Annotated in this window: 15 protein-coding genes and 1 rRNA gene; 13 read left to right on the top strand and 3 right to left on the bottom strand. The window is 47.3% G+C overall.

The annotated features are described in order from the left end of the window. Window positions 1-147: 147 nt before the first annotated feature. The 3 genes from NL647_RS23825 (at window position 148) to NL647_RS23815 (ending at window position 2,631) form a co-directional block, all read left to right on the top strand. Window positions 148-633, top strand: a complete 486-nt coding sequence (locus NL647_RS23825) for a hypothetical protein (RefSeq protein ID WP_005448269.1) — start codon at window positions 148-150, stop codon at window positions 631-633. Window positions 634-848: 215 nt separating this feature from the next. Further along, window positions 849-1,229 (top strand): hypothetical protein, encoded by a 381-nt coding sequence (locus tag NL647_RS23820; protein ID WP_017190957.1) that lies wholly within the window; start codon window positions 849-851, stop codon window positions 1,227-1,229. Window positions 1,230-1,245: 16 nt separating this feature from the next. After that, window positions 1,246-2,631 (top strand): lyase family protein, encoded by a 1,386-nt coding sequence (locus NL647_RS23815; RefSeq protein ID WP_017190958.1) that lies wholly within the window; start codon window positions 1,246-1,248, stop codon window positions 2,629-2,631. A gap of 56 nt (window positions 2,632-2,687) precedes the next feature. Here NL647_RS23815 and NL647_RS23810 read toward each other — a convergent pair whose 3' ends face one another. Continuing rightward, window positions 2,688-6,119, bottom strand: coding sequence for a PAS domain-containing hybrid sensor histidine kinase/response regulator (locus NL647_RS23810; RefSeq protein WP_009698905.1), 3,432 nt, complete (start codon window positions 6,117-6,119; stop codon window positions 2,688-2,690). A gap of 143 nt (window positions 6,120-6,262) precedes the next feature. Beyond that, window positions 6,263-7,453, bottom strand: coding sequence for a 3-phenylpropionate MFS transporter (locus NL647_RS23805; RefSeq protein WP_253650734.1), 1,191 nt, complete (start codon window positions 7,451-7,453; stop codon window positions 6,263-6,265). Between the two features lie 241 nt (window positions 7,454-7,694). Between NL647_RS23805 and NL647_RS23800 the strand changes: the two genes are divergently transcribed. From NL647_RS23800 to NL647_RS23755, 10 genes are all read left to right on the top strand, one after another. Then, entirely contained in the window at window positions 7,695-9,521 is a 1,827-nt protein-coding gene (locus tag NL647_RS23800) for a DUF294 nucleotidyltransferase-like domain-containing protein (protein ID WP_253650733.1), read from the top strand. 35 nt (window positions 9,522-9,556) lie between these two features. Next, window positions 9,557-10,189, top strand: a complete 633-nt coding sequence (locus tag NL647_RS23795; RefSeq protein ID WP_005440406.1) for a 3'-5' exonuclease — start codon at window positions 9,557-9,559, stop codon at window positions 10,187-10,189. Window positions 10,190-10,407: 218 nt separating this feature from the next. Beyond that, window positions 10,408-12,360 (top strand): acetate--CoA ligase, encoded by a 1,953-nt coding sequence (acs, locus tag NL647_RS23790; RefSeq protein WP_253650732.1) that lies wholly within the window; start codon window positions 10,408-10,410, stop codon window positions 12,358-12,360. A gap of 307 nt (window positions 12,361-12,667) precedes the next feature. After that, window positions 12,668-13,117 carry a type II 3-dehydroquinate dehydratase gene (gene aroQ, locus NL647_RS23785; protein WP_005448261.1) on the top strand — a complete coding sequence of 150 codons (450 nt, stop codon included), beginning with the start codon at window positions 12,668-12,670 and terminating at the stop codon, window positions 13,115-13,117. Between the two features lie 60 nt (window positions 13,118-13,177). Beyond that, entirely contained in the window at window positions 13,178-13,645 is a 468-nt protein-coding gene (gene accB / locus NL647_RS23780; protein ID WP_009698908.1) for an acetyl-CoA carboxylase biotin carboxyl carrier protein, read from the top strand. Between the two features lie 14 nt (window positions 13,646-13,659). Beyond that, entirely contained in the window at window positions 13,660-15,003 is a 1,344-nt protein-coding gene (accC, locus tag NL647_RS23775; protein WP_005440401.1) for an acetyl-CoA carboxylase biotin carboxylase subunit, read from the top strand. 130 nt (window positions 15,004-15,133) lie between these two features. Next, window positions 15,134-16,021 carry a 50S ribosomal protein L11 methyltransferase gene (gene prmA, locus NL647_RS23770; protein WP_009698909.1) on the top strand — a complete coding sequence of 296 codons (888 nt, stop codon included), beginning with the start codon at window positions 15,134-15,136 and terminating at the stop codon, window positions 16,019-16,021. Window positions 16,022-16,160: 139 nt separating this feature from the next. Further along, complete coding sequence (gene dusB / locus NL647_RS23765; RefSeq protein WP_005448258.1) at window positions 16,161-17,129, top strand: tRNA dihydrouridine synthase DusB; 969 nt, start codon at window positions 16,161-16,163, stop codon at window positions 17,127-17,129. 23 nt (window positions 17,130-17,152) lie between these two features. Further along, the gene (gene fis, locus NL647_RS23760; protein ID WP_000462885.1) at window positions 17,153-17,449 is read left to right on the top strand and encodes a DNA-binding transcriptional regulator Fis; all 297 of its coding nucleotides are present in this window, start codon (window positions 17,153-17,155) and stop codon (window positions 17,447-17,449) included. A 227-nt stretch (window positions 17,450-17,676) separates the two neighbouring features. Beyond that, on the top strand, window positions 17,677-18,666 hold the full coding sequence (locus tag NL647_RS23755; protein WP_009698911.1) for a sensor domain-containing diguanylate cyclase: 990 nt from the start codon (window positions 17,677-17,679) through the stop codon (window positions 18,664-18,666). A 340-nt stretch (window positions 18,667-19,006) separates the two neighbouring features. Here NL647_RS23755 and rrf read toward each other — a convergent pair. Then, window positions 19,007-19,120: ribosomal RNA gene (rrf, locus tag NL647_RS23750) — 5S ribosomal RNA — on the bottom strand; the annotation flags it as partial.

Here is a 19,120-nt window from a genome sequence, read left to right as displayed (position 1 = left end):
ATATGTTCAGGGGTTACGCGGAAAAAATCGCTTAGAACAAGGCAAAGATTGCTGCAAGCTAGTTGCTCTAACTTCAAAATCTTTAACGAAGTTATTAGCGATTTTAGCCAGTAAAAATGAACAGATAATTGATGGGATTAGTATTTTATGTTCAAAAACAAGCACTTTATTATCGCTCTGTTGATCGCCCCGATTCTGTCTTTGATCGCTTATTTCGGTACAGACATGGCTCTAAGTGAGAAACCTCATGCCGCTAAAGAAGGGGAAAGCTACAAACTGGCCAGCAAGTCGAATTGCCGTTATACCAGTGGCTTGTGTGATATGGAGAACGGCGACTTTAAAGTGAAGTTTCGCTCAGAAAAGCTGACTCAAGATAGCCTAGAGTTGTCTTTACATGCGGCTTACCCACTGGAAGGAGTGAAGCTTTCAGTCGTGGATAGCCAAGAACAAAACGCACAACCAATTGACATGAAGCCAGCGGATCAAGCCGGACAAAACTGGACCATCACTTTGCCTAAGCCTGCATCAGCCGAGAGTTGGCTACGTGTTGCGATTCAATCTGAAGGCACGCTCTACTACGGTGAAACGCAAACAGCGTTTGTGAAATACGAAACCCTGTTTACGGACAAATAACTTACTTGCTCCATAAGGCTTGAAGACGCATTTGAGCCAACCTTATCTCGCGAAAGAATACCGAGCTTAATTGTAGGGATTGAGCTCTCCCACTTCAGCCGATACTGAGTCCGAGTATCGGCTTTTTTTGTTGTGTTATTTCCTCAAAAAAGCTGTGGTTGCTAATCGACAATTAATTGATAATAATTATCATTATCTTAAGTATCGAGGTAACTATGGACAGCAGCCAAGCCATCTACAACGCCTTTTTTAAAGCGCAAGACCGATTCCTTCATGTGTATGCGCCAAGCGGCTTCGAACCCGATGTGATCCATGATTACATCCATTGGGGTATGGTGCTGTCGTCCATCTACGATCACGATGCAGAGCACGAAAACCTGTTGCTGTGCGAGCTGTATTTGCGCCAAGTCTACTTCCATCTACTTGATGCCATTCAGGACCCTGCGCGCAGCCGCATCTTCCGCCGAGTCTGCCTCGATTCTATTCACACTCCGCTACTTTGTCTCAAACGTTACTACTACCAATTTGAGGATGGCGATGTGAAATTTCTCTCATTACAACAACAATTACGTCTGATACAGACGCCACTCGATTAAACAAAAGGAACCTACCATGACCACGGAATTCCGTATCGAAGCGGACAGCATGGGCGAAGTCAAAGTCCCTGCCAACGCTTTGTATCAAGCCCAAACTCAACGCGCTGTCGATAACTTTGCTTTCAGCAAACACACCATGCCGACAGGGTTTATTCAAGCACTCGCTCACATCAAACAAACCGCAGCGCTTACCAATGCTCAACTTGGCTTGCTAGAAGGTGATATTGCCAATGCCATCGCTGATGCCGCGCAAGCCATCATTGATGGTAAACACATCGATCAATTCCCTATCGATGTATTCCAAACTGGCTCGGGCACGAGCTCAAACATGAATGCCAACGAAGTGATTGCAACATTGGCATCTGAGCATCTAGGCGGAACAGTCAATCCAAACGATCACGTCAATATGGGTCAAAGCAGTAACGACGTAGTGCCTACTGCGATTCAAGTCAGCTCTGCAATTGCAATTGAAAAACAGCTACTACCAGCACTGTCCCACCTAAGTGAAACACTAGAGACTAAGCAACAAGCCCTGAAAGATGTGGTGAAAACAGGTCGTACGCACCTAATGGATGCGATGCCTATTACCTTCGCCCAAGAGCTTGGTGGCTGGCAGTTCCAAATCGAACACGCTAAACAAGCTATTGAGCAAACACTGCCAGCTGTGAAAGCGTTAGCCCAAGGCGGAACAGCGGTGGGTACAGGGATCAACGCCGATCCACGCTTCGCCGATCTTTTTGCTGATAACCTAACGCAATCAACGCGCATAGAGTTTGCTTCAAGCAAAAACTTCTTCTTCAACCTCAGCAGCCAGGATGCGATCGTCGCCCTATCGGGACAGCTCAAAACAGCAGCAGTTGCGATCATGAAGATCGCAAACGATCTTCGTTGGATGAACTCAGGTCCACTAGCCGGCTTAGGTGAAATCGAACTGCAAGGCTTACAACCGGGCTCTTCTATCATGCCGGGCAAAGTGAACCCTGTGATTCCAGAAGCAGCAGCCATGGCGTCGGCACAAGTTATTGGTAACGACGCAACCATTACCGTTGCAGGTCAATCAGGTAACTTCCAACTTAACGTGATGCTGCCAGTGATAGCTCACAATGTACTAGAAAGCATTGAACTGCTGTCGAACAGCGCCGTTGCTTTGGCAGACAAAGCCATCGCGACGTTTGAAGTGCGCCAAGACAACCTTGATGTGGCACTGGCGAAGAACCCGATTCTGGTCACCGCACTTAACCCTGTGATTGGCTACCTAAAAGCAGCCGAAGTAGCGAAGAAAGCCTACAAACAAGGTCGCGCTATCATTGATGTCGCGGAAGAAGAAACGGACTTAGATCGCGCAACATTAGAAAGATTGCTCGATCCAGCCAAACTGACTCAAGGCGGCGTTGCAGAATAAGCCACCGACCGATCACCCCCTTAAAGCAAAAGACCTCCAATCGGAGGTCTTTTTTTCTAGGCGACTCGATTGAGAACCGAGCGCAGCTTCAAAGGCTTTACAGGTTTGGCGATAAAACTAAACCCATTGGCTTTAATGCCTTCCATCATGTCATCGGTTCGGTCGGCACTGATGATCACCCCCTCAAAGCGATTACCCAGACGCAAGCGACATTGCTGCAACACTTCTAATCCAGTTCGACCATTGTCTAAACGATAATCGGAGAAAATCACATCCGGCAGCCAATCGTCTTCGATCGCTTTCAAACTCTCAACGATGTCGGTCGCAATGCGAATATCACAGCCCCAGCGTGAGAGTAGATTCTCCATTCCAACTAGAATATCCGGCTCATTATCGACACACAGCACACGAATATGGCTCAAGTCAGATTGTGCACTCTTCACTGCTTTGACTGCCGGAATGTGCACCTTCTCTGCCTTATCTAAGGTAATCGAGAACACGCTGCCTTGACCAAACCAAGAACGCATCGAGATTTCATGCCCTAGCACTTGAGCAATACCTTTCGAAATAGCCAAACCTAACCCTAAACCTTGGTCAGAACGGACTTGAGTACCACGATTAAATTCTTCGAAGATCTCTTGTTGCTTCTCTTCTTCGATACCCATTCCGTTATCCCACACATCAATACGCACTCGCCCTTGAACACGACGAACACCGAGCGCCACTTTGCCATTCGGGCTATAGCGGAACGCATTGGTGAGGAAGTTCTGTACCACGCGGCGTAGCAATTTCGGATCGGATTTCACCATCAAGGACGATGGGATCATGGTGAACTCAATACCTTGTTGTTTCGCCAACGCGCTGAATTCAGCATTCAAGTTAGCTAGTACATCATTGACCGCAAAGCCATGCACATTGACGTCCAGCTTGCCCGATTCCAAACGTGAAATATCCAGCAAGTCACCAATCAAATCTTCCGCCGCCCCTAACGCACTCTCGATGTGGGTCGACAGCTTTTGGGTTTCACTGTCTTTAGCAACTTCCGACAACGAAGAAGCAAACAGGCGCGCGGCATTCAGCGGTTGCATCAAGTCATGACTTACCGCAGCTAAGAAGCGCGACTTGGACTGCGACTCATGCTCAGAGCGTTGGGTTGCTGCTACCAGTTGTTTGTTCAGTTGTTCCAACTCACGAGTACGAGCACGAACGCGCTCTTCTAGTGTCTCATTGGCGTCTTTCAGAGCTTGCTCTGCATCGCGGAACACGGTGATATCGGTAAAGCTCATCACGAAGCCGCCACCTGGCATTGGGTTGCCTTGCACTTCAATTACGCGACCATCTGGACGCACACGGGAAGAGGTATGTCTCGTGCCTTGTTCAAGATGATAAACACGGCGACGAACGTGATCTTCAGGGTCACCCGGACCACATAAACCTTGCTCAGCATTATGACGAATCACATCCGCAATCGGACGCCCGACCTGAATCAAACCCGGCGGGAAAACAAATAACTCCAGATAACGTTGGTTCCACGCCACCAGCCTTAGTTGCTTGTCCACCACTGCGATCCCTTGACCAATGTGTTCAATCGCACCTTGCAATAAGCCACGGCTGAAATCGTACAGCTCTGAGGCTTCATCAACGATGGTCGCCACTTCCTCAAGCTGCATATTTCTGCCTTGCAAGGCGGAAGTAAGTACTAACTTAGCTGAAGAAGCACCAAACACACCGGCAAGGACGCGCTCGGTATGTCGAATCAAGGTAGAGGGAGCTTGTTGGTTGGGAAGCAGCTCCTCGCGTTGCTGACTCCAATAGGTTTGGAAGGCGGATTTCACTCGCGTGCGTCCAACAAATCGAGAGGCTAGCATCTCCAGTTCACTGACCGTCACACGGCTCTGATACAAGCTGATGTTTTCACTTTCAGGCAACGGCGTACCAACGAATGACGCCGATTGTAAGCGTTCACTTATGCTTGGGCGTGTAGCTAGTGATACCGCAACAAAACACGCGGTATTCGCCACAACGCTGAGGATCATGCCCCAGTCGGAAACAGCAATACCAAAGCCTGCCAATAAATCAGGCGGAGTGATCAACCAAATCAGCAAGTTGTTGCTTGCGTCACCCGCCAGCATGTCGGTTTGGCTCATCAAAGTAATCAACCAAATGGTGAAACCCACCAGCAGACCGACATACACGCCTTTCTTGTTGCCCTGACGCCAATACATACCGCCAAGCAAAGACGGAGCGAACTGGGTAATCGCTGCAAACGAGAGAAAACCTATCGCAGAGAGTGAGTGGATACTATCTAAAGCCTGATAAAAGCCCCATGCACCAATCAAAAGAAGCAGAATAAGCCCGCGACGTATACGTAATAACAGCGTAGAGAAATGGTGATGATTACGTTTTGATAACTTCATCCGGCGCAAAATCAGCGGCATCACCAAATCGTTAGATACCATGATCGCTAAGGCAATGGTCGAGACGATGACCATGCCGCTTGCCGCAGAAGTACCGCCCAAAAATGCCAGCAAGGCGATGTCATTCGCGCCCACCGCCATCGGCACACTGATCACGTACGTATCGGCAGGGCTGCCACTCAACAGGCTTTGCCCTACCCATGCGATTGGCAGAACGAAAATGCCCATCAGAATCAGATACAACGGGAACAACCAACGCGCGACGTGTAAGTCTTGCGCGCGTTCATTCTCGACTACCATGGTGTGGAACTGACGTGGCAAACAGACAATCGCCAACATGGTCAGAATGGTATGAATCAGCAAGGTCGGAATGTTAGGGGACTCATAGGTTTCAGCGGCGATATCGGCGAGGTGGAAGCTCTCGGTATCCATCGCGAGCCAAACAATAAACACGCCCACCACTAAAAACGCCACCAACTTGAGTACTGATTCAAACGCAATTGCCATCATCATGCCGCGGTGATGTTCAGTGTTATCGATATGACGCGTACCGAACAACATGGTGAAGATAGCCATCGCCCCCACCACAAACCAAGACACACTGTAGTTTTGATAACTGAGATCAGATGCTAAATCTGGCGCGATGATCTCCAACCCCATGGTGATGCCGCGCAATTGCAAAGCGATATATGGAAGAATGCCTGCCACGGCGATTAAAGTGACAACCACCGCCAAGCCTTGCGATTTGCCATAGCGGGCGGCAATGAAATCGGCAATGGAGGTAATGTGCTCGCGCTTGGCAATCAAGATAAGCCGAGCGAGGACGCGCCAGCCGATGGTAAACACGATGATCGGCGCGATATAGATGGGTAGGAAGGACCAAGGATTGTTGCTCGCCTGCCCGACCGTGCCATAGAAGGTCCATGACGTACAATAGACCGCAATCGACAAACTGTAGATCCATGGTCGCCAACGCGCTAACCATCTCTTTTGTTTGTCACCGTACCAAGCGATTAAAAACAGGATTCCCAAATACGCCAAAGAAACGGGAATCACTAGCCATCCTTGCATCCGATATCCTTTCTTACTTTTCTTGCCTTTCTTGCTGTTATTAAAGCAAGGAATAAAAAAACCTCTCCATAAGGGAGAGGTTTCATTTAACACTGCTTTCACAACAGAGACAAAGGTTAGTTTTTAATCTCTGTCACAGAAGCTTAATTCTGTGCTTCGGGCGCATTGGCTGAGAGGTCAACCACATTACTTTCATCATTTTGAGGCTCAACTTTGATAAACAGTGCAATAAAGCCCATCGCCGCCATCAACCAGAAGATATTCGCACCCCAGTGCTCGTAGCCCCAACCACTGATCACCGTCATCAACGCGATAAACGCACCCAGTGGGATTGCGTTATATAGTGCCTGTAATGCCACCATCTTGTTCTCAGCTGAGTTCTGGATGTATTGAATCGCAGCAATGTGCGCCATGGCAAACGTCACGCCGTGAAGCATTTGCACTACCACCAACGCCAAAATAGAGGTCGTAGACGCTGTCATGCCCCAACGTAGCATCACACCACCAGCCGCAACCACAAACAAAGTACGCAAAGACCAGCCAGCGAACAAACGCTTACTCAGAGCAAACACAGCAACTTCAGCTGCCACGCCCAAGCTCCATAAGTAGCCAATCACATCTTCTGAGTGACCAGCCGCTTTCCAGTGAATCGCGCTAAAACCGTAGTACGCCGCATGGCTGCCTTGGATTAACGCCATTAATACAAGGAACTTCACGACCGGTTTATCCGTCAGTAACGCTGAGAGTTTTGGGCGCTCAGAATGTTGACCTTCGCGTGTCACTGGCATTGGGTTGATGTTACGCATTGCAAATAAGAGCGAGATAAACACACCGACCATCGCCGTGTACAAAATCATGTCAGAGCCAAACTCTGCCACCAAGTAACCCACCACAGTCGAGCCTGCAATAAAGGCAACCGAGCCCCACAAACGGGTACGACCGTAATCGAGCATTTTCAAACGCGCGTAGTAGTTCGCCATCGCATCAGACAGAGGCACGACAGGACCACAACACAAGTTGAACAAGACGGTGGCAAGCGCCATTAACCAGAAGTTGCCGCCAGTGAAAAAGTGGAAACCAACAAATATAAGGGCAGCAAAACTCAACCAGCGCAATGCAGGCATAAGGTGTTCCACTTTATGCAAACGTGGGGTAAGTACCATGTTCGCCACACAACGCGTCGCTAAACCTAGCCCCACTAACAGACCAATATCTGTTGGAGAAACGCCCTGCTCTTTAAACCACAACGACCAAAATGGCAGATACACGCCATACGCAAAAAAGAATCCGAGAAAGTACTGGGAAATCCAGCCATACGGAGAGGGTTTCAACATCACTGACATCCTAAAAAACGACAAAAACTAACGACTTCCGCCACGTAAACGTTTGGGACGCGGAATTATGGATCGCAATGTGTAATAGAAAAAGGGAAGAATCGGCAACTTACCGTTTCCTCAATGGCACAGGGTCTCGAAATGCAAAATTAGATTGTGACGATTTAGACCAAAGTCGTCTGGCTTCAGCAGGGAAATTTGTCAGACTTAGAATGTGTTCCCACCAAATTTAGGTGCTCTCATGCCTGACAAATTTAATATGCAATCTCCACCGTTCGACCGCCTGACTGACGCACAGCAAAATCGACTGCGCTCGTCTCTTGATGTGGCGTACTACCGAACGCGAGATGTCATTTTAGCTTGTGGGCAAGACAACCCTCACCTGCACGTGCTGATTAAAGGTGCCGTAGAAGAGCGTTCAAAAGATCAAGACGAAGTGTTTGCTCACTACGCTAACGACGACATGTTTGATGTGCGCTCTTTGTTTGAAGAAAGCGTGCGCCATCAGTATGTGGCACTGGAAGATACCCTCTCGTACTTGCTGCCTAAAGAAGTGTTTCTTGAGCTGTATAACGAGAACGGACAGTTCGCTGCCTACTTCGATAACAACTTATCCAAACGCCAAGCCCTCATTGAAGCGGCTCAACAGCAACAAAACCTCGCGGAATTCATTCTGACTAAAGTCGATAGCAGTATCTATCATCCACCGATGCTATTGGCGTCCGATATGCCAATTAATCAGGTCACTAAAACACTTAAAGACAATGGCATTGATGCCGCTTTGGTTCAGCTCAACCAAGATGACCCACGCCTAGAGCAATATCCATCGGCGCATCCCTACGCGATAGTGACGCGAACCAATATGCTCCACGCCGTGATGCTTGACGAGCACCCACTCGATACGCCAGTGAGTAAGATTGCGACCTTCCCTGTTTATCACGTGGATGATGGTGACTTCTTGTTTAACGCCATGATCACCATGACGCGCAACCGCATGAAGCGTCTAATGGTGTGCGAAGGCAATCAAGCGGTCGGTATGCTGGATATGACGCAAATCCTCAGTGCGTTTTCCACTCACTCACACGTACTGACACTCAGTATTGCACGAGCCAGCAGCGTGGAAGAGTTAGCCCTAGCTTCCAATCGACAGCGTCAGTTGGTGGATAGCTTGCTGACCAACGGCATCCGCACTCGCTTCATCATGGAGCTGATATCTGCCGTAAACGAACAAATCATCGAAAAAGCGTTTGAGCTTGTGGTGCCACCAGCACTGCACGATCACTGCTGTCTGATTGTGCTTGGCTCGGAAGGTCGTGGAGAGCAAATCCTCAAAACCGATCAAGATAACGCACTGATCATCCAAGATGGGCTGGAATGGGAACATTGCTCCGAAGTCATGCAAACCCTCACCCACACCTTGCAGCAACTGGGCTATCCACTCTGCCCAGGCAAAGTCATGGTTAACAATCCTAAGTGGGTTCGAACGCAGCAAGAATGGATTAAAACGCTCGATGGTTGGATTGCTAAAGCGCAGCCAGAACAAATCATGGATTTAGCCATCTTCAGTGACGCTCATGCGGTCGCGGGCAATCGAGAGTTGCTCACGCCAATCGCCGAGCACCTTAGAGACAGCATGAAAGATCGTATGTTGATTCTGTCCGATTTCACTCGCCCTGCACTGCAATTTTCCGTGCCTCTTACTCTGTTTGGCAACGTAAAAAGTGCTAAAGACGGGCTGGATATTAAGCGTGGTGGCATTTTCCCAATCGTGCATGGTATTCGCACCTTGGCATTGGAATACGCGATTGAAGAGAAGAACACCTTCGAGCGTATCGAAGCACTGAGAAACAAACGTATCTTAGAACCAGAAACCGCCGATAACCTCAATGAGGCGCTGAAGCTGTTTTTCAAGATCCGTTTGAACCAGCAATTGAGTAAGCAAGAAGCATTGAACAACATCGACATCAAACAGTTAGACAGGACAGAACGAGACCTGCTACGCCACAGCTTACACGTGGTGAAGAAGTTTAAGCAGTTCTTAGGCTTCCATTATCAAATCCGTGATTAGAGTCTTTTAGGCAAATAAGACGAGAGGTAACAGGGATGAATTGGCTACAAAGGAAATACTGGCATTACAAGCTGAAAGGCTCACCTTATCAGCCACTGTTTTGTTCGCCGCAAAAAGGCGAATTTGTCTCTCTCGATTGCGAAACCACCAGCTTGGACCCAAATAGAGCCGAGCTGGTCACCATCGCTGCGACCAAAATCATCGACAATCGCATCATCACCAGCAAACCGTTCGAAGTTCGACTTCGCGCCCCGCAATCACTCGATTCAGGCTCGGTAAAAATTCACCATATCCGCCATCAAGATTTGGTGGATGGCATCAGCGAAAAAGAAGCGCTCATTAAGCTGCTCGACTTTATCGGCAATCGTCCTTTAGTCGGCTACCACATTCGCTATGACAAAAAGATCCTCGACCTCGCTTGTCTGAGGCATTTAGGCTTTCCACTACCTAACCCGCTCATCGAAGTGAGCCAGATTTATCACGACAAGCTAGAACGTCATTTACCTAACGCCTACTTCGACTTAAGTCTTGATGCGATTTGTAAGCACCTCGAACTGCCGATTCAAGACAAACACGATGCCCTGCAAGACGCAAAATCCGCCGCTTTGGTGTATGTGCGTCTAACCAAAGGCGATTTACCAAACCTGAGCGTGCCTTATACCCAATAGCTTCAACACTCAGCTTTCGATCCACCTCCCACATTCGCTTTAAATTCAGCAATATCGCGGCGCATTCCTCACTCTCATCCTAAAGTCTAATTGTGGAAATACGCGCTGTGACTGACAGTTATATGCACAGCAACGTTCTTGATGAATCACAGACTAAAGAACGGAAACAGCCCTACAAAAGACGAAGGTCGAGAATTAAAGGCACAAGGAGAGAAGCCATGAGCGAAGCCCACGTTTATCCGGTAAAAGAAAATATTAAAAACCATACGCATGCGGATAATGACACTTACCTAGCCATGTATCAGCAGTCGGTAAGCGACCCTGAAGGCTTCTGGAGCGAACACGGTAAAGTTGTCGATTGGATTAAGCCATTCACTCAAGTTAAAAACACCTCTTTCGATACTGGTCACGTCGACATTCGTTGGTTCGAAGACGGCACGCTGAACGTATCTGCAAACTGTATTGACCGTCACCTTGCCGAGCGTGGCGATGAAGTCGCGATCATCTGGGAAGGCGATGATCCTGCCGACGACAAAACCCTCACATTCAATGAACTGCACAAAGAAGTGTGTAAGTTCTCTAACGCACTAAAAGAGCAAGGCGTACACAAAGGTGACGTGGTTTGTCTTTACATGCCAATGGTGCCAGAAGCGGCTATCGCAATGCTGGCATGTACGCGTATTGGTGCGGTTCATACCGTAGTATTTGGTGGTTTCTCACCAGAAGCCCTGTCCGGTCGTATCATCGACTCAGACGCAAAAATTGTTATCACCGCTGACGAAGGCGTTCGTGGTGGTCGCGCAGTACCACTGAAGAAAAACGTTGATGAAGCACTGACAAACCCAGAAGTAAAAACCATCGACAAAGTGGTCGTTCTAAAACGTACGGGTGGCGACATTGATTGGCACGAGCACCGTGACGTTTGGTGGCACGAAGCAACAGCTGTCGTTTCTGACGTATGTCCACCTGAGGAGATGAAAGCAGAAGACCCTCTGTTCATTCTTTACACTTCAGGCTCAACAGGTAAGCCAAAAGGCGTGCTGCACACCACAGGTGGTTACCTAGTGTACGCGACCATGACCTTCAAGTACGTGTTCGATTACCAAGAAGGTGAAACGTTCTGGTGTACGGCGGATGTCGGTTGGATTACTGGTCACACTTACTTAATTTACGGTCCACTGGCGAACGGTGCGAAAACCATTCTGTTCGAAGGTGTACCAAACTACCCAAGCACGGCTCGCATGAGTGAAGTGGTTGATAAGCATCAAGTAAACATTCTCTACACTGCACCAACAGCGATTCGAGCACTAATGGCAAAAGGTAACGAAGCGATAGCCGGAACATCTCGTTCAAGCTTGCGTGTAATGGGCTCTGTAGGTGAACCTATCAACCCAGAAGCATGGGAGTGGTACTACAAGACGATTGGTAATGAAAACTCACCTATCGTTGATACTTGGTGGCAAACAGAGACGGGCGGCATCTTGATTGCGCCACTACCAGGTGCAACAGACCTGAAACCAGGCTCAGCAACTCGCCCATTCTTCGGCGTACAACCTGCACTAGTAGATAACATGGGTAACATCATCGAAGAAACCGCCGCAGAAGGTAACTTGGTGATCCTTGATTCATGGCCAGGTCAGATGCGTACAGTTTACGGCGACCATGAGCGCTTTGAGCAAACCTATTTCTCTACCTTCAAAGGCATGTACTTCACCAGTGATGGTGCTCGTCGTGACGAAGACGGCTATTACTGGATTACGGGTCGTGTAGATGACGTATTGAACGTTTCAGGTCACCGTATGGGTACCGCAGAGATTGAGTCAGCACTGGTTGCACACGATAAAATTGCGGAAGCAGCGATTGTCGGTATCCCTCATGACATCAAAGGTCAGGCAATTTACGCATACGTCACGCTTAATGATGGTGAGTTCCCATCAGCTGAGCTGCACAAAGAGGTGAAAGACTGGGTACGTAAAGAGATTGGTCCAATCGCGACACCAGACGTGCTGCACTGGACAGACTCTCTACCAAAAACTCGCTCCGGTAAAATCATGCGCCGCATCCTACGTAAGATTGCAACGGGTGATACCAGCAACCTAGGTGATACTTCGACACTGGCAGATCCAAGTGTTGTAGACAAGCTAATTGCAGAGAAAGCAGAACTGGCATAACACCCAGCCCCTGTTTTAAACGCTAGCCCTAAAAGCCACCATTGCATATGGTGGCTTTTTTGTGCGTGGACGCAAAATAAACCACAGAAAACACATGGCAATTATGTTGTTTTTGTTAACTTGGTTACAGAAACGGCGGGGGTTATTGGGAGATTAGACCAGTAAATTGCTGCTAATTGCTGTGAATTAGCTATAATCTTGGTCGATTTTTTAAAATTTGCTCGGTTTTAACAAAAAAATCGTGCTGAATTATCGTATATTTGGGAATATAAACGTTCCACTCACGATAAAGGAAGATAGCAACATAATGTCTGCAAAGTCACGGATTCTAGTTCTAAACGGACCAAATCTTAATCTATTAGGTCTGCGTGAACCGACACATTACGGTAACAACACCCTAGCACAGATTGTTGACGCATTGACTGAACAAGCTCACAACTCTGGGGTGGAACTTGAACACCTGCAATCGAATCGTGAGTACGAACTGATTGAAGCTATCCACGCTGCATATGACAAAGTGGACTTCATTATCATCAACCCAGCGGCTTTCACTCATACCAGTGTCGCGCTGCGTGATGCATTACTTGGCGTAGCCATCCCATTTATCGAAGTGCACCTATCGAACGTTCACGCTCGTGAGCCGTTCCGTCATCACTCTTATCTGTCTGATAAAGCAGAAGGAGTGATTTGTGGCTTAGGTGCACAAGGTTATGAATTCGCTCTGTCTGCAGCAATCGCGAAATTGCAGGCAAAGTAAACCAAACACTCTGCAGCCCTTTGGGGTTGTCTTAATCACAAGATAAAAGAGAAAGAAAAGATGGATATTCGTAAAATCAAGAAGCTAATCGAGTTAGTTGAAGAATCTGGCATTGCTGAGCTAGAAATCTCTGAAGGTGAAGAGTCAGTACGCATCAGTCGTAGTGGCCCTGCAGCTGCTCCAGCACCAGTTCATTACGCAGCAGCTCCAGTAGCAGCACCTGCACCAGTGGCAGCAGCTCCAGTAGCAGACGCACCAGCAATGGCAGCAGAAGCGCCAGCAGCAGTTCCTGCAGGTCACCAAGTTCTTTCTCCAATGGTTGGTACTTTCTACCGCTCACCAAGTCCAGACGCGAAATCATTCGTTGAAGTTGGTCAGAGCGTAAATGCTGGCGACACACTATGTATCGTTGAAGCAATGAAAATGATGAACCAAATCGAAGCGGACAAATCAGGTGTTGTAACTGCAATCCTAGTTGAAGACGGCCAACCAGTTGAATTCGACCAACCACTAGTTGTAATCGAATAAGCGGGGCTTGCCTTATGCTAGATAAAGTAGTCATCGCGAACCGAGGTGAAATTGCACTTCGTATCCTTCGCGCTTGTAAAGAATTAGGCATTAAGACTGTGGCAGTTCACTCAACAGCTGACCGCGATCTTAAGCACGTACTACTCGCAGACGAAACAGTATGTATCGGTCCTGCTCGTGGTATCGACAGCTACCTAAACATCCCTCGTATCATTTCTGCAGCAGAAGTGACGGGTGCAATTGCGATTCACCCAGGTTACGGCTTCCTATCTGAGAACGCAGACTTTGCTGAACAAGTAGAGCGCAGCGGTTTCATCTTCGTTGGTCCTAAAGCAGACACCATCCGTATGATGGGTGACAAAGTGTCCGCAATCAACGCAATGAAAAAAGCAGGCGTTCCTTGTGTACCAGGCTCTGACGGTCCACTAGATAACGACGAAGACAAAAACAAAGCTCACGCTAAGCGTATCGGCTACCCAGTAATCATCAAAGCCTCTGGTGGCGGCGGTGGTCGTGGTATGCGTGTTGTACGTTCTGAAGCAGAACTTGTTCAAGCTATCGCTATGACGCGTGCAGAAGCAAAAGCGGCGTTCAACAACGACATGGTTTACATGGAGAAATTCCTAGAAAACCCTCGTCACGTTGAAGTACAAGTGATTGCTGATGGTCAAGGCGGTGCTATCCACCTAGGTGAACGTGACTGTTCTATGCAGCGTCGTCACCAGAAGGTTGTTGAAGAAGCTCCAGCACCAGGTATCACTGAAGAGATGCGTAAATACATCGGTGAACGTTGTACACGTGCATGTCTAGAAATCGGTTACCGCGGCGCAGGTACGTTCGAATTCCTATACGAGAACGGTGAGTTCTACTTCATCGAAATGAACACTCGTATTCAGGTTGAGCACCCAGTAACAGAAATGGTTACCGGTGTTGACCTAATTAAAGAACAGCTACGCGTAGCAGCAGGTCAACCACTGTCATTCACTCAGGATGACATCAAGATCCGCGGCCATGCGATTGAGTGTCGTATCAACGCAGAAGACCCTGAGCGCTTCCTACCTTCACCAGGTAAGATTGAACGCTTCCACGCACCAGGCGGTATGGGTGTTCGTTGGGAATCTCACATTTACACAGGCTACACAGTACCACCTCATTACGATTCAATGATTGGTAAACTGATCACTTACGGTGAGAACCGTGATGTAGCGATTGCACGTATGAAGAACGCACTAGGCGAGATGATCATTGAAGGCATCAAGACTAACGTTACTCTACAAGAATCAATCATGAATGATGAGAACTTCCAGCACGGTGGTGCAAACATTCACTACCTAGAGAAGAAGCTAGGCCTACAATAAGCCTTCGCTAACCTCATGATAAATGCCCACATCTGTGGGCATTTTTGTTTTGTATAAAGTCTATACTCAAACAAATCGTAGAGTTCTGGTAAACTCTGCGCCACTTCATTCACTTTAAGAGCAAAAACAAATGCCTTGGATTCAAATCAAACTCAACGCGACCAATGAAAACGCTGAGCAAATCGGCGACATGCTAATGGAAGAGACTGGTGCGCTGTCTGTAACATTCCTAGACGCGCAGGATACGCCTGTATTCGAACCTCTACCTGGCGAAACTCGCTTATGGGGCGATACTGACATTCTGGCACTGTACGATGCAGAAGCTGATACAAACTTCATCATCACTCAAATCAAAGCAAGCGGCATGCTTACTGACGATTTTGCTTACAAAGTAGAACAGCTAGAAGACAAAGACTGGGAACGCGAGTGGATGGAAAACTTCCACCCAATGAAGTTCGGCGAACGCCTATGGATTTGCCCAAGCTGGCGTGAAATTCCAGAGCCAGACGCAGTAAACGTAATGCTAGATCCGGGTCTTGCATTCGGTACAGGTACTCACCCAACTACGGCATTGTGTCTTGAGTGGCTAGAAGGTCTCGATCTATCAGGTAAGACGGTTATCGACTTCGGGTGTGGCTCAGGCATCTTAGCGATCGCAGCGATCAAACTAGGTGCAGAAAAAGTTATCGGGATCGACATTGATCCTCAAGCACTACAAGCATCTCGCGACAACGCTGAACGTAATGGCGTTGCCGATCAACTTGAAGTGTTCCTACCTCAAAACCAACCTGAAGGTCTAATTGCAGACGTTGTGGTTGCGAACATTCTTGCTGGTCCTCTACGTGAACTAGCACCAATAATTAAAGGTTTGGTGAAACCAAATGGTGACCTTGCGATGTCGGGTGTTTTAGACACTCAAGCAGAGGATGTAGCAAACCATTACCGTGACGAGCTTCACATTGACCCAATTGTAGAGCAAAGTGAATGGTGTCGTATCTCTGGTCGTAAGCAAGGCTAGACAAGGTTTTCAGGGCTAATTGTTTGAATTTCATACAAATTACAAAAACAATTTGTAAATGCTCAAATATTAGTCTTTTCACGCAGTAAAAAAATGCGTAAAATGCGCGCCCTTGCTGGTACAGAACTGTGATGACGTTTTGAAAATCGGAAACTATCAACTTAAGAACAATCTAATCGTAGCCCCTATGGCTGGTGTAACGGATAGACCGTTTCGCGAGTTGTGTCTTCGCTATGGTGCGGGAATGGCCGTCAGTGAAATGATGTCTGCTAACCCGAAACTATGGGGAACGTCAAAGTCGAAACAGCGCATGGTACATGAAGGCGAATCGGGCATTCGCTCTGTACAGATTGCCGGTTCCGATCCACAGCTTATGGCCGATGCGGCTCAATTCAGTGTTGAAAACGGTGCGCAAATCATCGACATCAACATGGGCTGCCCAGCAAAGAAAGTGAATAAGAAGCTGGCGGGTTCTGCACTGCTTCAATACCCAGACATCATCAAAGAGATTTTGACTGCGGTAGTGGACGCGGTAGACGTTCCTGTAACGTTAAAGACCCGTACTGGCTGGAACACAGAAAATAAAAACTGTGTTCACATCGCTAAATTAGCCGAAGACTGCGGCATACAGGCTCTTGCACTGCATGGCAGAACAAAAGCGTGTATGTACAAAGGTGAGGCCGAATATGACAGCATTAAAGCGGTTAAACACGCTATATCCATTCCGGTTATCGCAAACGGTGATATCGATAGCCCGGAGAAAGCGAAGTTTGTACTGGAGTACACCGGTGCAGACGCTTTAATGATTGGACGCCCTGCCCAAGGTCGTCCTTGGATTTTCCAGGAAATCCATCACTATTTGGAAAACGGCACCACAATGGATGAGCTTCCAAGTGAGGAAGTGAAAGCCATTATGCTTGGTCATGTTAACGCTCTGCATGATTTCTATGGAGAGTTCTTAGGTCCACGTATCGCGCGCAAGCACGTTGGGTGGTATCTAAAGGAACATGAACAAGCAAGTGAGTTTCGCCGTACCTTCAACGCTATCGACGCAGCTGAGCTGCAACTTGAGGCGTTAGAAGGTTATTTTGATAACGTTGCATCATAATTAAGAGAAGAGCTAGACCGAATATGTTCGAACAAAATCTGACTTCAGAAGCATTAACAGTAACTACAGTAACGTCACAAGACCAGATTACTCAAAAGCCTTTACGTGACTCTGTTAAAGCGTCTCTTAAAAACTACCTAGCTCAACTAAACGGCCAGGAAGTAACAGAACTATACGAATTAGTTCTAGCTGAAGTTGAACAGCCACTATTAGATACCATCATGCAGTACACTCGCGGTAACCAAACTCGCGCAGCAACTATGATGGGTATCAACCGCGGTACTCTTCGCAAAAAACTTAAAAAGTACGGCATGAACTAATAGGTTCATACAGTATTTTTGTAAAAAAGGCTTGGTCAGCAATGATTAAGCCTTTTTTATTTTTTGTTCCTCGCTATCCTGTATTTCATCCTCCCTTACCTTCTCTTACCAACCCTTTGTACAAACATTAGTCAAGCCTGATACATTGAACTGTGATCAGTATTGATTGTGAACTCAATATAAACAGATATAATCAAAGACTTACATTGGATAAAGGAACTAACCTCATGATTTACAAAGAAAGGGAAGATTGGCTTCACGCCATTCTGAATACTCTCCCTGATCATGTCTTTATCCTCAATGAAAACGGTCGCTATATTGAAAGCTTTGGTGGCACTTACCACTCAAAGAAATTCAATGCCGAAAGTTACACTAACCTCTCGTTAAACGATGTTTTGTCATCAAGTAAAGCTTCTGAATTAATAAGTTATATTGATGATGTAATTCGCTCTAATGAGCCAAAAGTCGTCAAATACAGCATCGCACTACAAGACCACCTACTAATGCCAATAGAAGAGCTAGAAGCGTTAGACAACCCAGAGGAAACCTGGTTTGAAGCGATCATCAAACCTGTTGAAAGCTTACAAGACGACGAAAGTTGGGTAATTTGGTCTGTTCGTGACGTAACGAAAACACACCTACTTGAAAAGCGCCTGAAAGAGCTCTCAGAGACTGATGAGCTAACTGGTGTAATGAATCGACGAGCATTCTTAACCAGCCTAGATAAAGCTCTGAACTCGCATTCTCGCCTATCTCAAACACTCTCCTGCGTCATGATCGATATTGACCACTTTAAAGAGATAAATGACCAAGTCGGTCACTTCTCCGGAGATCAGGTGATCAACCATGTAGCAAAGATATGCCAACGAGCAATCCGTGGCACTGACTTTATTGGTCGCTTAGGAGGAGAAGAGTTTGCAGTGATTTTAGTCAACACCAGCGCGATTCAAGCCTATGATGTAGCAGAAAGGATCAGAGGTGCGATTCAAAACGCCCCATGCCAAGTTGATGGTATCGAAATCAGCACAACCGTAAGTATTGGTGTCGCAGAATATGACGGACAAGTATCTAATGCTAAAGAGCTCATGATTAACGCTGATAAAGCCATGTATTACTCAAAGCACTCTGGACGCAACCAAGTAACACTTCATCACGACTGTATTCCTGATGTCAAAATACAGCACTCCTTAAACCTAAATATCCAAAAGGTTTCTTAGCCCTTCGCTCTTCATCCCCCTTACTTTACATCAACTTATCCACGCACTCTCCAAAACACTCGCACGCAGTTCTTTTGCCTAATCGAGTCATAGGACTAAACACAAGCTCGATGTGTTTTAATAGCGAGTTTGAGGCTGTTCTAAAGACAATGGGAAGTAGTGGCATTGTGAGAGGTTAGGTAATGCGTTAGCACTATCTCATGATCAAGTTAGTCACAGGAAAGATATACAGGGATTGGAAAGTGGTGCGACTTTATAAGAAGGGCTCTGGTGATCAGATTTACTTTGCTCCAAATGCAAAAAAAGCCCACTCTCTCGAGTGGGCTTCTTCAAATTTAAAGCCTGGCGATGTCCTACTCTCACATGGGGAAGCCCCACACTACCATCGGCGCTAATTCGTTTCACTTCTGAGTTCGGAATGGAAATCAGGTGGGTCCAAATCGCTATGGTCGCC

The sequence above is a fragment of the Vibrio sp. Y29_XK_CS5 genome (genome assembly GCF_024181835.1).
Taxonomy (GTDB): domain Bacteria; phylum Pseudomonadota; class Gammaproteobacteria; order Enterobacterales; family Vibrionaceae; genus Vibrio; species Vibrio harveyi.
This window is presented reverse-complemented; position numbering and strand designations above follow the sequence as displayed.